At 49.4% G+C, this 16,727-nt stretch carries 13 protein-coding genes; 6 read left to right on the top strand and 7 right to left on the bottom strand.

Going from position 1 to position 16,727, the window contains the following annotated elements; all coding sequences use genetic code 11:
- Positions 1-10: 10 nt before the first annotated feature.
- Positions 11-1,234: a glycoside hydrolase family 27 protein gene (locus tag QWI17_RS17055; protein ID WP_302723725.1), complete on the top strand. Its 1,224-nt coding sequence runs from the start codon at positions 11-13 to the stop codon at positions 1,232-1,234.
- 819 nt (positions 1,235-2,053) lie between these two features.
- Here the strand turns inward: QWI17_RS17055 and QWI17_RS17050 are convergent.
- The 4 genes from QWI17_RS17050 to QWI17_RS17035 form a co-directional block, all read right to left on the bottom strand.
- Positions 2,054-2,560 carry a hypothetical protein gene (locus QWI17_RS17050; protein ID WP_302723724.1) on the bottom strand — a complete coding sequence of 169 codons (507 nt, stop codon included), beginning with the start codon at positions 2,558-2,560 and terminating at the stop codon, positions 2,054-2,056.
- An 18-nt stretch (positions 2,561-2,578) separates the two neighbouring features.
- Positions 2,579-3,046, bottom strand: coding sequence for a TFIIB-type zinc ribbon-containing protein (locus QWI17_RS17045; protein WP_302723723.1), 468 nt, complete (start codon positions 3,044-3,046; stop codon positions 2,579-2,581).
- A complete protein-coding gene (locus tag QWI17_RS17040; protein WP_302723722.1) occupies positions 3,003-3,476 on the bottom strand; it encodes an MOSC domain-containing protein in 474 nt (157 codons plus the stop codon). Before QWI17_RS17040 ends, QWI17_RS17045 begins: the two co-directional genes overlap by 44 nt.
- Before the next feature lie 718 nt (positions 3,477-4,194).
- Positions 4,195-5,751, bottom strand: coding sequence for a DUF1254 domain-containing protein (locus QWI17_RS17035; protein WP_302723721.1), 1,557 nt, complete (start codon positions 5,749-5,751; stop codon positions 4,195-4,197).
- 277 nt (positions 5,752-6,028) lie between these two features.
- On the opposite strand from QWI17_RS17035, the gene QWI17_RS17030 reads away from it, so the two are divergent.
- Entirely contained in the window at positions 6,029-7,546 is a 1,518-nt protein-coding gene (locus tag QWI17_RS17030; RefSeq protein WP_302723720.1) for a DUF1254 domain-containing protein, read from the top strand.
- 163 nt (positions 7,547-7,709) lie between these two features.
- Here QWI17_RS17030 and QWI17_RS17025 read toward each other — a convergent pair whose 3' ends face one another.
- The 3 genes from QWI17_RS17025 to QWI17_RS17015 form a co-directional block, all read right to left on the bottom strand.
- Positions 7,710-8,333: a MarC family protein gene (locus QWI17_RS17025; protein WP_302723719.1), complete on the bottom strand. Its 624-nt coding sequence runs from the start codon at positions 8,331-8,333 to the stop codon at positions 7,710-7,712.
- Between the two features lie 302 nt (positions 8,334-8,635).
- A complete protein-coding gene (locus QWI17_RS17020; protein ID WP_302723785.1) occupies positions 8,636-10,357 on the bottom strand; it encodes a bifunctional protein-serine/threonine kinase/phosphatase in 1,722 nt (573 codons plus the stop codon).
- A gap of 85 nt (positions 10,358-10,442) precedes the next feature.
- Positions 10,443-11,918: an MFS transporter gene (locus tag QWI17_RS17015; protein ID WP_302723718.1), complete on the bottom strand. Its 1,476-nt coding sequence runs from the start codon at positions 11,916-11,918 to the stop codon at positions 10,443-10,445.
- 296 nt (positions 11,919-12,214) lie between these two features.
- On the opposite strand from QWI17_RS17015, the gene QWI17_RS17010 reads away from it, so the two are divergent.
- From QWI17_RS17010 to QWI17_RS16995, 4 genes are all read left to right on the top strand, one after another.
- Complete coding sequence (locus QWI17_RS17010) at positions 12,215-13,975, top strand: DUF1631 family protein (RefSeq protein WP_302723717.1); 1,761 nt, start codon at positions 12,215-12,217, stop codon at positions 13,973-13,975.
- Positions 13,976-13,996: 21 nt separating this feature from the next.
- Positions 13,997-14,365: a PilZ domain-containing protein gene (locus tag QWI17_RS17005; RefSeq protein WP_302723716.1), complete on the top strand. Its 369-nt coding sequence runs from the start codon at positions 13,997-13,999 to the stop codon at positions 14,363-14,365.
- Between the two features lie 148 nt (positions 14,366-14,513).
- Positions 14,514-16,094: an MFS transporter gene (locus tag QWI17_RS17000; protein ID WP_302723715.1), complete on the top strand. Its 1,581-nt coding sequence runs from the start codon at positions 14,514-14,516 to the stop codon at positions 16,092-16,094.
- A 387-nt stretch (positions 16,095-16,481) separates the two neighbouring features.
- Positions 16,482-16,727: MFS transporter (locus QWI17_RS16995; RefSeq protein ID WP_302723714.1), on the top strand; the 246-nt coding region annotated here is incomplete at its 3' end.

Here is a 16,727-nt window from a genome sequence, read left to right as displayed (position 1 = left end):
GGATCGAGCCATGAAATTACTCTGGATAAAATGCCTCTTAGCAGTCGTACTTAGTGCAGTCACTTGCCTAAGCTTCGCTGAAAAATTTGCCGGGCTGGCGGATACGCCCGCCATGGGTTGGAACAGTTGGAATACGTTTGACTGCGACGTTGACGAAAGCATGATTCGTGATATGGCCGACGCCATGGTTGACACGGGCATGAAAGACGCTGGCTACACCTATATTAATATCGATGACTGCTGGCACGGCGAGCGCGACGCCAAGGGCAACATTCAAGTCAATAAGGAGCGCTTTCCGTCGGGCATGAAAGCGCTGGCCGACTACGTGCACAGTAAAGGTTTAAAGTTGGGCATTTATTCGGACGCCGGCAATACCACTTGTGCTGGCTACCCAGGCTCGCGTGGCCACGAGTATCAGGATGCAAAAACCTATGCCGCCTGGGGCATCGACTACTTAAAATACGATTGGTGTGATACCGAAAACATTAATCCGATTGGCGCCTACACCACTATGCGCGATGCTTTGAAAGCGGCGGGTCGTCCCATTTTGTATAGCATTTGCGAATGGGGTGACAATCAGCCGTGGGAGTGGGCACAGGATATTGGTCACAGCTGGCGCGCCACCGGAGACATCTACCCGTGCTGGGATTGTGCCTATGGTTGGGGTAGTTGGAGCAGCCTGGGCGTTCTGAAGATTCTCGATATACGCAAAGACTTGCGCCTGCGTCAGTACGCCGGGCCCGGCCACTGGAACGACTACGATATGATGGAAGTGGGCAATGGTATGAGCGAAGCGGAAGACCGCTCGCACTTCTCCCTGTGGGCTATGCTCAACTCCCCGCTGATTGCCGGCAATGATTTGCGCAGTATGTCTGAGGCGACTCGTAAAATCCTAACCAACAAAGACATTGTCGCGCTTAATCAAGACCCGGCAGGCGTTGAAGCCATGCGTTATATCGACGCAGGCGACCTGAATGTGTTTCTAAAGCCGTTAGCCAATGGCGAGTGGGCGTTCCTGTTTTTGAACCGAGGGGACGATACGCTTGAATATACTCACGACTGGCAGTTTAATTTGGTTAAAGATGACCTTACCGGTCGTAGCATAGATTTTAACCACGAGACATTTGCTTGGCGCGATCTTTGGCAAGGCGGCAAAGGCGATACTAATCGGAATTTGGAATTGGCGATTCCACCACACGATGTAGTGGTGCTTAGGTTGACGCCTATCAAGTAGGGGGGGCGTTTCGCCGGGCGGGCGAAATCCTTTTCTGCGCCCAGAAAAGGATTCAAAAGAGGGCGCTCCGATAACTTGGCTCGACAGCTGTGCCTGCGTTGGCCTAATACACTACACCCATGTAGCTATTCGGGCCCCATCATTCCGGCCCGTTTTTTGAGGCCATATCGATTGGCCGCGCCCCGGGGCACCCTCTCTGCCGCTGCGCGTCATTTATCTTGTCCCTGGCCTGGCTATACTTGAGCGTATGTCCAATACGCTTGCCGCAAAAAACAGGCCTCCATTCGGCTGGTTCTTAAGGGGAATGTTGTGCTCGTTAATTCGCAAACTATTTGTCTATGTTATTCCTACTATCCATTCAACATCGCCCAAAACATAAACAAGAGTACGCTTGGGGTTTTTCAGCAGCCTGCTAGGTTTGTGCGTGCTTGCTGCTCATCAATGTGTTTGCGTAAGTAGGTGTGCAGCTCTCGGTCTGACAGGTCGGTGCAGTGGGTGCAGTCTTTCTCGTCAACCGATGATTGTAGCCCGCAGCGTTGGCAGGTTTTTAACGCTTTTGGTGGGGGCGGGGGGATGACTGTGGGTGGCATTGTGATTCCTTTCAGTGTAGGGCTGCTATTTTCATCGACAATCTGGTTGTATCGTAGAATGTCGCGGTCAGGCTAGCCTAATGGTTAGCGTTTAAAAATGTAAATGGCGCATATCAATGCTGTAATAAGCATTGGCACTATTAGCCATCGTATTTCCCTTTGCACAACAGCGGTGAAGCTTTGTCTTCCCGGTAAAGGTTGTAAGGCCTGAACGACGCTTAAACCATTGTTAGGGTCTTGACCCATAGAGCTCTGGCCATACCAATGTCCACTCATTGTCTTGCCATACGATGTCTGCGTAGCTACCACACTTCATGCAGAAGAAAAGGGATAGGCGTTCCTCGCTGCCAAAGAATAACGCAAAACCCGGTTCTTTTAGCTCAACAGCAAGTATCTGCTGAATCTTCTTAGTTATTGGGTTACTAACTACAACTACGTTCGCATAGGGGGATTCCCCAGATTTGTACTTTGCGACACCAACTGACCAAAGGTCTTTAACACCATCGTTGTTTAGGTCTCTCAGGACGGTAAATACCCCATTGTTTTTGGCGATCTCATGGCACTGTTCAGCGGTGAAGTACTTGTTGTTTGCGCATGTGTAGAGTTCGACAGCAGAAAAATCATTGCCATATATGGTGGCGTCTGACGTTGGCTCGTACCTGTAGTTTACCCACCATGCTTTAGTTGCCGCCGCAATGAGAAAGGGTAGCAATAAATAGAAGGTTATTCGAGTCATGATTGCCTTTTTATACATTCAGCCAGTGCCGGTAAAAAAAGCGATTATTACCCAAAATACGCCCTCCGTAGCCATGTACTGCCCAACACTTCCACTACTAGATTGAGGCTTATACGAATCTGGAAGGATATTATTGATTTCATTCTGATCGAAGAATAAGCCAAAACATCTAGTACACACGTCTATTTCAATTTTATGAGTTTCGATCACTTTTAACTTGATGCTGGGGCATGTTGCACAACTGCGCGAACCATCTTTTTCTTCTTTAGCCTTCAGTGCTAAATCATGAGAGGTAATGCTCTCTCCCTCTTTCTTTAATAGAGCAGCTAATGATCGCTCAGGAACCCAGATTCCATTGCAGTACTTACACGTGTAAGTTTGTATGCCACTGGCATCAGTAGGCGTTAAACGCTCAGTGCAATTTGGACACATCATCGGATATTTATTGCGTCCCCTTTTTAGCGATGGTAGCAATATGACTTCCACGGATGATCTCTCCATTGCTTAGTACATCTGCTCTCAAACCGCCACGTTGAAGCCAGCGTCTTATGACTTCTTTAGCAGGTAGTGAGTCAGTACTCAGGTTTTCAGCAAGTAGGCTGCAAGGTTCACAAAGCTCAACTCCACGTAACCTTACTGTACCAATACTAAACTCTTTATTCTCGAGACTGTTTAACCTTACGCCTCTGGTGACAATATTCCGGCGCGTGATTGTTAGGTCTATGGGCAGTTGGTTTTCTGAACAAAATAGTTCGATCTCTTCTGCTTCTACCAATGTGATATTTTGACCGGGATGGGTACTCTTGCCGAAGTTTCGATCACCTACTACTCCTAATCCTGTTTTTACTGTGATTCGTTCAAATTCAAATAGCTCCATTCCATGTTCTGGGCAAATAAAAATACGCTCAACGTTCACTGAATTCTCCATAATGCCGCGCTAAACTGAGTCGACTCTTGCGGCGTCGGATGTGGGCGCCTTGTCAAATTTATTAGCCTTGCCAAACATGATGTACGTAACTACGGCTAACCCAATGATGTTGCTGATAACTAAGTTCCACTCTACGATTAAGTGGTATGCCCAAATAGGTAAGGCAGTGCAGTCAGAGAGTACAGGATTAGCAACGGATTGCATACACAGACTTAGAGGCCTTGTATAAAGGAATATGATTGCCAAAGCCAGAAGAACGCTACAAGCTACCCATAGATAGCCATACCCAATCGAGGGCTTTTAAAAACGTGTGCCACGACTACCAAGCCGTATCGCGACACCAAGCAAAATTGGCCATGTAAATATCAGCATGCCTGCAAGCTCATCCATGATCGCTACCTGTGATGTAAAATATAGTGTCTCAATCAGTTGGTGCGGAGTGTTCAGTTGAACTGTTTGGTTAAGGTAATTGACGGGGAAGCTTATCTCCTGATGTCGGAAGTATGAAAAGCGGTAATAGGTCTGATGACCGACGTCTGAGGTCTGAGACAATCTTTAACCCGCAACCCGCAACCCGCAACCCGCAACCCGCAACCCGCAACCCGCAACCCGCAACCCGCAACCTGCTTTAGTCTAATTACCTCCCCGGTTGGTGCTATCCGTTCCGGGAAGGTATTATTCTACATTGGCAGCTCGACACCGAAAACTAGTCCACTAATTGAAAGTCAGGTAGTTCAAAGGACTTGTCAAAGAACGGCTCAAGTGGTGCGTAAAGACGGAAGTACACAAACCAACCGTCGTCCCCTACCGTTTTCAAATAGTTACTTTCCATGCCATCGGGAGCTTTTGCGCCGATGTAAAGATCGACAGAGCCATCGTCGTTATACTGCAGTTGCTCGCTTCTGCTCCCCAGTGTAACGTCTTTAAGTTCTGTGCCACCGTTGTCGTAAGGGCGGCGCGTATTTTCGCTGTATAACGTAACGGACCAAAACTGTTTTACCGGTACGTCTGCGGGAACAGTGAGTTTATAGGTTTTATCGGCTCTAAGTAGGTTTCCTTTGCTGTCGCGCTTGGTAGTCATATACACCTGGCCGGCGCCCACGGGTGGGTTGACCATGCCCTTAGAACTGTAGACAGCTTCATAGAACCAAGTGGTACGCTCGTCCAGTTGAACTTTGGTTTCGGTTTCTTGTGGTACATTAAAATCATAGCTCTTGTACCATGATGTACCTGCCCACCAAGGCTGAGTATAACGGGGTGTAATCTGAATATTGCGTGCCATCAATTCTCCCATGGCTGCACCTTCCAGTAAAATTTTCCGTTGACGCTCGGTAGGGTTGAAGGGCTTGCCTTTTTCAATCCCTAATGGCTCAAGCATTGCGGTCCAGGCCTTGTCTATTACACGTATAGGTTCGTGGTTAATTATCTCAGACAGCCGCTGCCAGTAGGCCAAGCCGCGCGGGGCGGTTCCGCTCCACTCTATATTTTTATCTTCGATGTAATTGAAAGGCTTCAGGTCCGAGCCCAGGCGTCCCATTTTGAACTCGCTTTTAAACTTTTTCATATATGCAGGGTCTGGGTCGAGAATTCGCAGGGCGATTACCAAAAAGTTGGACACACTCTGGAAGGTGTAAGTGTCGGGCTTTTCGTACTCGCTGATATCGTCTTCGGGCCCCACAATAACAAAGGTGCCGCCTTGCGCTTTCTCGGGGCCCGTTTGGCCGATGTCGGTTACAGTGCGTTGCCACACATCGACAAAACCACTGGCAGTGGCACCCGCTGGGTAATCAAAAACAACCGGGCCATCTTTTAAATCGACGTACCCAAACATATAGGGAACGGTTAGGTTGCCCGTAACAATGCCGCGTTTTTCCTTTAATGATTTAAGGACAACAATGTCATGCTCTGAGGTGAGGCCATAGGCTTCTTCAAGACGTTTCTGCTGAGTTACAACGCTGACCATGGGATGTGCCCAAATGTACGATTGGGACGCACGTTGAAAGTCCATTTCGTCATATAGGCGCTGGGAAGCCTCTTCATCGAAGTACGTATCGGTTAATTTGATTTCGCCAATCGGGGTGTCTATCACCTCGTCTCCGTGCAAAGTGGCATTGGCAAGCGGCACGCTATTGTCTTTTTTAAGGGTGTTGCTGCAAGCCACGCTAGCGTACAGTGATGCGGCCAGAGTGGCGCCGAATAATACGCGGCTTGTAAAACAGCTTCGATTAATAGCTTTGCTCGGTGAGGGGTTGTTTCTAGCCATGATGATCTCCTTGAATGGCGTCTGTGACTGATGGTAGATGAATCAGCTACGGGGGAACAGCGTGTGTTTTGCAAAAACAGAAACCGCAGTATTATAGCCATATTGATTAAGGTTGGTAAAAGAAAGAAATTCTGTCGCATGATTCTTCTTGGGTAGGGTAATGTTGCAATAATATTATGCTACTACTGCTAAGCTAAAACGTTTTTGAGGTGAGCGGTACCAACTGAATTTTACTCAGCCTCAATTAATCAACCTTCATGGATCAAGGAGAAAGAATATGAAGTCCCCTCTACAAGGCGTATTGGTAGGTAGTGTGCTTATTGCTTGGTTTGCACAGGCGCAGGCAGACCGCTACGAATCATTGGCTAATATTCCGCTCGATCACAACCGGGCTGGCGAGCAAACCGCGCAAGTTTTAAAGGAAGAATTAATATTTCAGCGCGCAAGCCAAACGTACCTTTGGGCTCTGCCTTTGCTCAATACTATGGGTATGCGCGACGGCTTTGCCGAATCTTATAGTCCAACCTACAACACTATGGCGATCTGGACGAAGCGGCTGGATGCTCGAACGCAAGTCACAACACCTAACTCAGATTTAATTTACGGTATCTCCTTTGTGAATTTGGCCGAGACCGGTCCACTGGTGTTCGAGGCGCCACCTAAATTACAGGGAATTCTACTCGATTTTTGGCAGCGCCCCATTCCTCATGATGGCGGGGAATATTTTGGTGATATTGGCTTGCCTGGCCCCGATGGTGGCAAAGGCGGAAAGTTTTTAATATTGCCACCGGGGTATAAAGGCGATGTACCTTCAGGTCATTACGTTTACCGTTCTGGCACAAATAATGTGTTTATTTTCCTGCGATCATTTTATCAGTCGCTGGATAATATCAGTCCCGCAGTGGATGTGTTAAAGCAGTCGAAATTGTACCCGCTGGGTAAAAAAAGTAACGCCAAAGGCATGGTTTTTGAGGATGCGTCACAGTCAGGGCACAATATGTTGCCGCGCACCGGTTTCGATGCATTCAAGCAGCTCAAGTATTTGGTGGACACCGAGGGAAGTAATCTGGCAGGGCCAGACTGGCTCGGTATGTTGGCGGGGCTGGGAATTGTTGAAGGTCAGCCATTTAGTCCCAATAAAAGAACAAAAGAGTTGTTAGCTCAGGCGGCAGAGACTGCTTACAAAACCAGCCGTATGCTGGGCATGCAAGAAGTGTTAAATGGCGAGGAACTCTACGTATATAAAGATCGCCAGTGGGTGAATCCTATTAACAATATTGGGGCTCGGTGGCCGGATTCGAAGCTCGATTTAAGTTTTTCATCTCGTTCGGGTGGTTATACAGATCTTGATGCGCGCGCCTGGTTCTTTACCGATTACTACTCTATCAGCCCCGGGATGGTGTCTATGACACCAGGTAAAGGGGCATACTATATGATTGCCTTCAAAGACGAGGATCAAGATCATCTTAACGGCGAACATAGCTATAAGCTGCGCTTGCCCAAAGACATCCCTGCCAAATTGTTTTGGTCTGTGACTTTGTATGAGGCCGCAAGTGCTTCGGGTCTGGACAACGGTCAGCCATTCCCGTCGCTGGGCAAACTCGATAATCCAGTTAAGAACGCTGATGGTAGTACCACCTTGTATATTGGACCTAAAGCGCCAAAAGGCAAAGAGAAGAACTGGCTGGCCACGGTGCCAGGCAAGGGTTTCTTTTCCATCCTTAGACTCTATCTGCCAACTGAAACGGCCATTGATGGTAGCTGGAAGCCTGGTGATATTGAAAAGTTAAACTGAGAAATCTTAAGTAGTATGGCGGCGCGCGCGAGCGCACCGCCAGTTTCTAAACTCTCGCTTAAAAACCATCTGGTGGCGTATATTGATTGCTACGTGAGCCACTTTCAATATTTGTTGCATAGCAATTGTCGTTTTTTATAGGGCCCATCGGTTTTATCGCTCGTTAGTAAGTGCCAGGTAAGTTGAACGCACCCGCTATTCCGACAATAACCATTTGAATGCCAATAACAGCCAAAATTAGACCCATCAGGCGCGTAACAATGCTTAAAGCGCCCTCGCCTAGTATGGCTAGAATTTTTGCACTAAAAATGAAACAAAAGAATGTAATAGCGCACATAACGGCAAATACAGAGACCGTAATGACTATACCCATTAGCCCCCCAGAGGCGGAGTAGTTCATTGCAGTAGCTATCGTCCCCGGCCCAGCCAGTAGTGGAACCGCGAGCGGTGATACGGCGATATCAGATGCGTCGTTATTCTCTGAGGAGTGCAGGTTGGAGCCTGTCCCGTTGAGCATGTGGTAACCAATTAAAAAAACCAGAATGCCGCCGGTAATTCTTAGTGCGTGTAAAGTGATGCCAAATAAATGAAAAATCACCTTGCCAAGTAAGGAAAATAGTAAAATGGTGAAAAATGTAATAAGCAGCGCTTTAGTTGCGATGCGAAACTGTTCTGACCCTGACTTATTTCCGGCCAATCCAGCAAACGCTGCAGTGTTTGCAATCGGGTTCATGATTGCAAAAAAGCCCATAAATACGGTTATTAGTTGTGTGTATAGATCACTCATAAATTTTTCAGCCCTTATCCCCAAAATAAAAACCTAGCATGTATGGGGTTTTTCAGCAGCCAGCTAGCTAATTACAACGTTAGGTGGTGTTGCGATATTGTATTACGTGAACGCACGTATTCTAGTATGAGGAAGCATATTAAGTAGCGTCAAATGAAACTAACGAATCTTCAATTCTCGACTAAAAAAACGTCTGATGACCGACGTCGGAAGTAAGAAAAGCAATAAAACGTCTGATGTCCGAGGTCGGAAGTCTGAAACAATCCGTAAACCCTTCAGACCTCAGTCGTCCGACGTCCTTTTTACCTAGTAGCAACAAAAACCAGTAACCCAATCGCCACGGCCCATCCCGCAATTGCCAGCACCTTCCACACCCGTTCCGGGTGGCGCTCTATCAGCGGTTTGTGTTTGGCGGTAAGCCAGTTGGGGTTGGGGCGTTTGATGTCGCGCAACCATTCGGACAGTGCTTCGTAGCGTTGCGCCGGCTGGATGTAGAGGGATTTCTCCAGGGCGCGGTCCATCCACACGGGAACCAGCGGGTTAAATTGCAGGGCGGAACGGTATGTCAGTTTTTGAAATTGCGCCAGTGACATGGCTTTGCCATAGCCGTCGCCGTAGGGGTGTTTGCCGGTTAGCATTTCGTAAACAAGTACGGCGAGGGAGAATTGATCGGATCTCGGTCCGGTCGGGCCGCCGTAGCGATACTCGGGTGCGGAGTAGTCGAGGGTGCCGAGTATTTTGTCGCCAGCGATGGGCGAGGCCATTTCTTCAATGCCCGCCACCCAACAGGAGCCAAAATCAATTAAGCAGGCGCCTTGTCGGCCCATAACGATATTGTCGGGCTTGAGGTCTTGGTGCAAGGTATCGCGCCGGTGTAATGCGCGCACGCCGGTGACCAGTTGCTCGGCAAGCTCTGTGGCATCGGCCACGGCAAACGGTGCGCGCTCGTTAATCAGTTGGGTTAAGGTCGGCCCGGGAATATATTCGGTTAAATAGTACAGGCAGCTGCGTGTTTGTTTGGGTTCGACCACGCGCACAACTTGTCGGTTATTGAGCCGTGAGCCAATCCAGGATTCGCGCACAAAGCGCTCGATAAACGCGGCGTCGTCAACGTAATTGGGCGATGGGGTTTTCATTACCAGGCGCGTGTCGTCGTCGCGTTTCACCAGGTAAACCTGGCTGCGCTCTGATTCGTGCAGAATTTTTTCGACCGTCAGGCCGTCGAGGGTTTGGCCCACATCAAGTATCGGTGGAAAGGGCAGGCGCGAGAGAACGGTAATGGCGTCGCTTTCGCTGGGTGTGCCCACATCATCCACGCGCGCGATTTGCACGCTAATGTTGTCCTCACTGCCGTTGGCCAGTGCTTTTGAGTACAGCTGTTGGGTCAGCTCTTCTAAATCCGTTGTTTTTTCAATATGGCTGGTCAGGGAGCGATGGTCGATAAAGTCGTGCAAGCCGTCGGTGCTGAGCAGGTAAATATCCCCGCGTTCAATTTCGTGGGACTGCATGTCCACTTCGAGACTCAAGTCGGCTCCCATGGCGCGGCTCAAGTACGTGGTTTTGTGATCAATACGTTGGTTGTGGTCGCGGGTAATTTGCTCAAGCGAGCCCTGGCGGTAGCGGTAAATGCGGCTGTCACCGACGTGAAAGACAAACATTTTGTCGCCTTTAAAAATCAGCAGCGACAGAGTCGTTAGAAAACCCTCCTGACGTACGCTGTTTTGCCCTTGGCTCCACAGGTAACGATTCAGAGACTGAATGACGCGGTTGGCAGATTGGCCAGTGCGCCAGGTGTCGGGGGTCGCGTAGTAATCGTTTAAAAAGCCGGTAATGGCGGTTTGACTGGCCTGCTTGGCCGACTGGGAACTGCTGACGCCATCGGCGATGGCTACGGCAATGCCTTTGGTGGCAAGCGCGGCGCCTTCGGGAAAGCAGGCACCGACGGTGTCTTGGTTTTCGCTCTTACGGCCGGCTTCACTCAACTGAGCAAAACTGACGCTGAGCGAGGGCTGTAAATGCTCCATAGGCGCGCTTTTTGAATTATTGTTGGGTGACATCATAGCGCGTCTCACAACCGGCGCAAGCGCGCCGGTACAGCAGTGGAGTAAATCAGGTCAGTTCGATCTGGGTCAAGGTGCCGTCTTCATTGAGCTCATGCATGTGACCGGCAGGCTCTTCGAGGAACTGAACAATTAGGAAAATCAGCAGCGCGGCGCAGCCAATCAACATAAAGAAGGTACCGGCATCGACAAAGCTGTAAATCGTCAGGAAGGTTACAGCCCCCACGTTACCGAAGGCGCCAGCCATGCCCGCGATTTGTCCGGTCATACGGCGTTTTACCAAAGGCACCATGGCAAAAACCGCGCCTTCGCCCGCTTGCACGAAGAAGGAGCAGAACATTACCGCGGCTACGGCCATCCAAATCGGCCAGCTGCCGGTCACCTGTGACAAGGTGAAATAGCCGATGGTTAAGCCAATTATGAAAATCGACATAGACAGGCGACGACCAAATTTATCGCTGATATAACCACCGCCAGGGCGGGCCACCAGATTCATAAAGGCGTAAGCCGCACCTAGGGCACCGGCTGCCGCCAGTGACATGCCTTCGAATGTTTCCAAAAAGAATGCCGGCAGCATAGATACCACCGCCAACTCAGAGCCAAAGGTGACAAAGTAAGCCCAGTCCAAAATAGCGACCTGCTTAAACTTGTACTTGTCGTGCTCAGGGACTTCAGCGCCCGCTAGCATTTCTTTGTTTACTTTATAAATCTGGCTGAATTGGTAGACGCACAGTAACAGCAGAACACCGTACATCACATACGTCATGGTTTGACTAAGAAGTCCAACACCACTGGGCGACAGTTTCCACGCCAGTACCGCCAGAATGATGTACATGGGCAGGTTCATGGCCAGGTAAAAGTAGAAGTCTCTTTTACTGGTTACTTCCAGGCCACCGGTTTTCTTGGGCTTAAAGTAAGTAGAGCCTTTAGGGGTGTTGCGCGCGCGCAGGTAAAACACCACCGAGTAAGCCATTGCCATTAAGCCGGTAGTGCCGATGGCGTAGCGCCAGCCGTCTTCGCCGCCGAACATTAACGCTATGGTAGGCAGAGTAAAGGCCGCAGCGGCCGAGCCGAAGTTGCCCCAGCCGCCGTATACGCCTTCGGCCAGGCCAACGTTACGGGCAGGGAACCATTCACCCACCAGGCGAATACCAATAACAAAGCCGGCGCCAACAAAGCCCAGTAAAAAGCGGAATAGGGCGAGTTGCTCATAGGTTTGTGCGCTGGCAAAGGCCAGACACATTAAGCCGCCGGCGGCGAGTAAGAGGGAATACACAATGCGCGGGCCGAATTTATCCACCAAAATGCCGATAACAATGCGCGCGGGGATGGTAAGAGCTACATTAAGAATAAGCAGGGCTTTCCATTGAGCGATGCTCATGCCAAATGCTTCCATAATAAGCGGCTTGAGCGGTGCATGAGAAAACCAGACCACAAAGGTCAGGAAAAAGGCAAACCAAGTTAGGTGTAGCAATCTGATATTGGCTTTTGTGATATCAAGTAAATTCAGGTTTTGCGAGTTCATACAGCGTTACCATTTTATAAACTGAGCGAAACTTTACCCATTCATGTTTGGGTTCGTCGTGTGTCTAAAAACGGTACGTAGCAAGTGCTGTGCCAGTGTTTTTGTGTCAATTTGGTGCGGGGTTGAAGTCGGCAAATGCCCATATATGGTGAGCTATTGGCTTTTCTTGGTGCGGTGGTGTGTAAGTAAATTGAGGCTTTGCGGCATTTTTGTGCAAGCACCGAGAGATGAAGTGGTGCGAAAATTGTGCCCGGTGCACGCAATTGGTTCGTGCTGTCTGTTATTGGGCGGCGGCGATGGAAACGGAGAAGGTTTTGGTCGATAAAAGCAGATATTCAGAGATACGCACCCTGCTGGCGCTGGGTGGCGCGAGTTTTGCGCCAGCTTCAGCGGCGCAGTTGCTAAGCGTGGGTGAAGACTTTCACCGTGCCGACGACATTTGGCCTGCCTACCAGCGTTTACCCTTTGCCGCTAATGCCGGCCTGTCCGGGCTTTACGGCTGTTGGTTGGCACGCGCACTGGCCGACAATGTTCATATGGTGGCGCAACTGGCTCCAGTTAAGAGTCGCATCCTGGAGTACCTGCTGGCTTATACAGCGGAGGATGAATCGCTAAATTTGCAATATCTTAATGACAACCGCCGCGCGCTAGACCAGTGTTTTTTTCATTTACAAAGTTGGTACGAGGGGTTGGGTGGGTCTGGCCGAAAATTTCTGGAGCGCACTGAGCAGCTGTGCACAGCAATGCAAGCTGGGCCAGAGCACTGGGCCCCTGCGCTGGAGGAGTTTAATAAGCTAGGTGACCGGGAGCTGGATAAGGCTGCGATATTGGCCGAGCGTATGCAAACTTCTGAGCAGGGGCGCATTCGCGCGGGTATGGCGCAACAGCGTGTTACCGCAGTTTATAATGAATTTGTGGCGCTGAAGCCGGTACCTGAGTCGACTCTGAGCTTTATTGAAGAGGTGATTCTTCCCAGCCTGCAGTTCACTATTATTAATGGTTCCGAGCATGACTCAGACTGGAATTTTTGGGTTCGTGTGCTGCAATTAATGGTATGGGCGGTTAACCCTGAAAAATCTGAGGAAGATCGGCAGGCGTTTTTTCAAAAGGGGCCAGCGCTATTATCCAAGCTTGAAACCACCAAGGCCAACAGGGTGTGCACCGACAGTGTTTATCAAAGCCACTTGGCTGATTTCTCTGAACAGGTAATCATCCTGCTTAAAGGCCAGGCGCCGGAAACAGTGACCGCCGCTAAAAAGCAGGTTTCAACTGAAATTGAGGCGCTTAAGCAGTTGCAGACAAGTAGTCAGGAGCATCGCTTTAGTCGTGGTGACTGGATTGAGTTTGATGACGGTGAGCAGAGTATTCGCTGCCAGTTTTTAATGCAGGCGACCGGCACTGACTTGTTATTATTCGTCAATCGCAACGGCCATAAAGTGCTGCAAAAATCTGTCGAACAAATGACAGTTTGCTTTGAGGCGGGTATAGCGCGGGAGATTCCTCAAGTACCCGTCGCGTCAGCGGCGCTTACCGCAACCAACGCGCGGATGGCACAATTGCAACAACAGCTCCAGGCGCGTGCTCAGGCCAAACAGCAGGAGCGAGATGAGGCAGAGCGTAAACAGCGCGAGGCACACGCGGCCCGCAAACGTGATCTGGCGGCGCGCAAAGAAGCGGAAACGAAAGCTCGGATCGAGGCTAAGTTACTGGCTCAAAAACAGCGAGAGCAAGAGCAAGCCGCGCTCGAGCGACGGCAGGCCGAGGAGCGTGAGGCGCACGAGCAGGCAATGTGTGACAAGTTAGATCACTTAACTTTGGGTACATGGGCTGATTTACCACTGGCGGATGGTAAAACCGTGCGCTGTAAACTAGCGGTGAGTATGCGCAGCACGGGCAAATATATCTTCGTTGATCGTGTTGGCACTAAGGTGGCCGAGCTTAAATACGATGAGCTGCTGGCTTACCTGGTGGAAGGTCGGGCTGTGTTTCACCAGCCCGAGCAAGGCTTTGAGAATCGCCTTGAAACTATCGTGCGCGGTTTGCGCCGTACCGAATAATAACGAATAGGCGGCTATCATATGACTAAATCGACCATACCCTCAGAGCAGCGCCAGGAATACAGGCTTACCGCTAGCGAAGCGGTGTATCTGGAGTTAGAGGCGGAGCAAGGCTCTGACCCTGCCAAAATCGTTATTAGCCGCTCCACCGATTTGTCTGCCAATGGCATACAAGTGAAGCTGGATCGGCCCCTGCCTGCCGGTCATATATACCCGCTATGTATTCAGTTGCATGAGCCGGACGTCCGCTTTGTACTCACCGGCGAGGTTAAGTGGTGCCGCGCCGAGGCGGGGCGGTATCAGGTGGGTATTGCGCTGTTTGAGTCTGACGATACGGCTATTTTAGGCTGGAAAGAGGAAATTGCCCGCCGACTTGGCGTGCGGAGCTAAGCCAACGCGCCGCGGAAGAGTTCCCGGTATCGTTAACGTTGCATTAACGCTGTACATTTGAGCGATGGCCTCTTAAGCTTTCGCAGCATTAGGTGACATATAAAAACCATATAATCTATAAAAACGACAAGAGCCCGAGGTGACCAACGTGGCGACAACATCTGCAAACAAACTCTCCATTCTCGAAAAAAGCGGCTACGCCATGGGCGATGCGGCGGCTAACTTTGTCTGGCGGAGTCTTTTTCTAATTCCGGCATTTTATACGGATACTTTTGGCTTAATGGCTGCGCATGCGGCAATTTTAGTGCTTGTGGTCCGCCTCTCTGATGGTGTGACGGATATTATCATGGGGTCAATTGCTGATCGTACGCACAGTTCGAAAGGAAAATTTCGACCTTGGATATTATGGTCGGCTCCAATTTTGGCCATTAGCTTGGCACTTATATATGTAACTCCAGATTTAAGTTATACCGGCAAACTTATCTATGCTTACGTCGTTTATATTGGCCTTACGTTGGCTTACACAGCCAACAATGTGCCTTATGGAGCGTTAATGGGAGTGATGACGGATAATGTGACTGAGCGCGCGAGTCTGTCCAGCTTCCGCTTTATTGGTGCATTTGGGGGTGGTCTATTGGTCATGACAACCTTGCCAATGTTAGTAGAGTATTTGGGCCAGGGAGATCGAATTCAAGGGTATCAACGAACCATGCCGATTTTTGCCGTGCTCTTGGTTATTTTCATGTTGATTACTTATCTCACTACCAAAGAGAGAGTGAAGCCGGTAGCGCGTACGGATAAGAGTTTTGGTCAGGAAATGAAAGAGCTGTTTTACAGTCTGCCGATAATATTGTTGCCTGTATTTGGTGTCAGTGTTTTTATGATAAGTCTGGCTATGACCGAATGGTCCTCATTATATAAATACCTTGCCGCTGGGTTTGCCATCCTAAGCTTTGTTTTTACCTTGATCCTGAGGTTAAAGTTAATATCTCGCCCTCGAGATACACTAAACAATTGTCAAAAAGACTTGGCTGATTTAATGACCAACAAACCATGGTTAATATTGCTGGTTGTGGGCATAATGTTCGGTTTATTCACCGTGGTACGCCCTAGTGCTGCCAGTTATTATTTCAGTTACTATTTGCAACGCCCTGATCTGTTAAGTGTCTACTTTGGAATTACCCTCACTGCTTCACTGTTTGCGGCAATAGCCTGCGGAAAACTCTCCGAATGGATGAACAAGCGCACCTTGATGATTGGTGCGTTTGTGCTTGGCGGTGTCTTCAGCGGTGCTATTTACTTCGTACGGCCAGATCAGGTCACGCTAATGTTAGTTTTGGCGGTTATCGGAGAATTCTTTGGTGGCATACTGCCAGTACTTTTCTTTAGTATGCTGGGTGATACGGTAGATTATTCTGAATGGAAAAACCGCCGTCGAGCAACAGGGCTAATGTATTCAGCTGGAACATTCATTAATAAAACTGGACATGGCTTTGCAGGAGCCATTGTGTTGATTGTTTTAGCAATGTATGGCTATGACGCTGACATTGAGTCGGCTGTTGAAGGGTCCATAGAGGGCATGGTACTTCTAATGAGTGGCATCCCTCTAGTTATTGCGGGATTAGGAGCTATATTTCTACTCTGGTATCCCCTGGATGACAAGCAAATGAAGACAATCGAAAATGATTTACGTGCTAGACGAGCAGAGGCCGATGCTACTGAGGCTTAAAGACCAAGTCAACGCACTATTGAGTCACCAATCTTCGACGATCAGTGACTCGATGTCATGCCTTTCCCTGAAATTGAGCGTTGTTTTAAAGAACGCATACACTCACAGCGGGCCGCTGATGAGTGGTGCACAAACCAAAACAGCCACAAGCCAGAGTGCGTTCAATTCGATGGACCAGTAAATCCCCAACTGGGGATGGGCGTAATGCAGCAGGCCGCGTTCCAGCACCAAGATAAGCCCGTGTAAGCCAAGAGACCAATAGCGACAGCTGAGCCGTTTCGAGCCTGAGCAGAGTGTTTGTTGCCTCGTTGGTAACCTGAGGTATTCTGACCGACTGTATTTCCTTCTTGGGCCAGGACAATGTGACGGGGCTGTTTGTGCTGGGTTGTGCCGCTGAGTTTTTTTGCCGCCTTTATGCCGGTGTTGACCTTTAGCATGCTCGGAAATACGGCTGATTATTCAGAGTGGAAAAATGGTCGTCGTGCAACAGGATTGTTTTACTCTGCTGGTACGTTCATACAAAAAGCGGGTAGTGGTTTTTCTAGCGCCCTAGTTTTGCTTGTTTTGGGTGCGTATGGATATGTTGGAACCGACCCCTCAACCATTAAGCAAACTACTGGAGGCATGGTGATG

Source organism: Gilvimarinus gilvus (genome assembly GCF_030518155.1).
GTDB lineage: Bacteria > Pseudomonadota > Gammaproteobacteria > Pseudomonadales > Cellvibrionaceae > Gilvimarinus > Gilvimarinus gilvus.
The sequence above is the reverse complement of the archived record's forward strand: the minus strand, read 5'-3'. Positions and strand labels throughout refer to the sequence as shown.

What these genes read in the sequence shown, in the direction of transcription:
- QWI17_RS17055 (WP_302723725.1), top strand. Translation starts at nt 11, where the DNA reads ATGAAATTACTCTGGATAAAATGCCTCTTAGCAGTCGTACTTAGTGCA.
- QWI17_RS17050 (WP_302723724.1), bottom strand. Translation starts at nt 2,560, where the DNA reads ATGACTCGAATAACCTTCTATTTATTGCTACCCTTTCTCATTGCGGCG.
- QWI17_RS17035 (WP_302723721.1), bottom strand. Translation starts at nt 5,751, where the DNA reads ATGGCTAGAAACAACCCCTCACCGAGCAAAGCTATTAATCGAAGCTGT.
- QWI17_RS17030 (WP_302723720.1), top strand. Translation starts at nt 6,029, where the DNA reads ATGAAGTCCCCTCTACAAGGCGTATTGGTAGGTAGTGTGCTTATTGCT.
- QWI17_RS17025 (WP_302723719.1), bottom strand. Translation starts at nt 8,333, where the DNA reads ATGAGTGATCTATACACACAACTAATAACCGTATTTATGGGCTTTTTT.
- QWI17_RS17020 (WP_302723785.1), bottom strand. Translation starts at nt 10,357, where the DNA reads ATGGAGCATTTACAGCCCTCGCTCAGCGTCAGTTTTGCTCAGTTGAGT.
- QWI17_RS17015 (WP_302723718.1), bottom strand. Translation starts at nt 11,918, where the DNA reads ATGAACTCGCAAAACCTGAATTTACTTGATATCACAAAAGCCAATATC.
- QWI17_RS17010 (WP_302723717.1), top strand. Translation starts at nt 12,215, where the DNA reads ATGGAAACGGAGAAGGTTTTGGTCGATAAAAGCAGATATTCAGAGATA.
- QWI17_RS17005 (WP_302723716.1), top strand. Translation starts at nt 13,997, where the DNA reads ATGACTAAATCGACCATACCCTCAGAGCAGCGCCAGGAATACAGGCTT.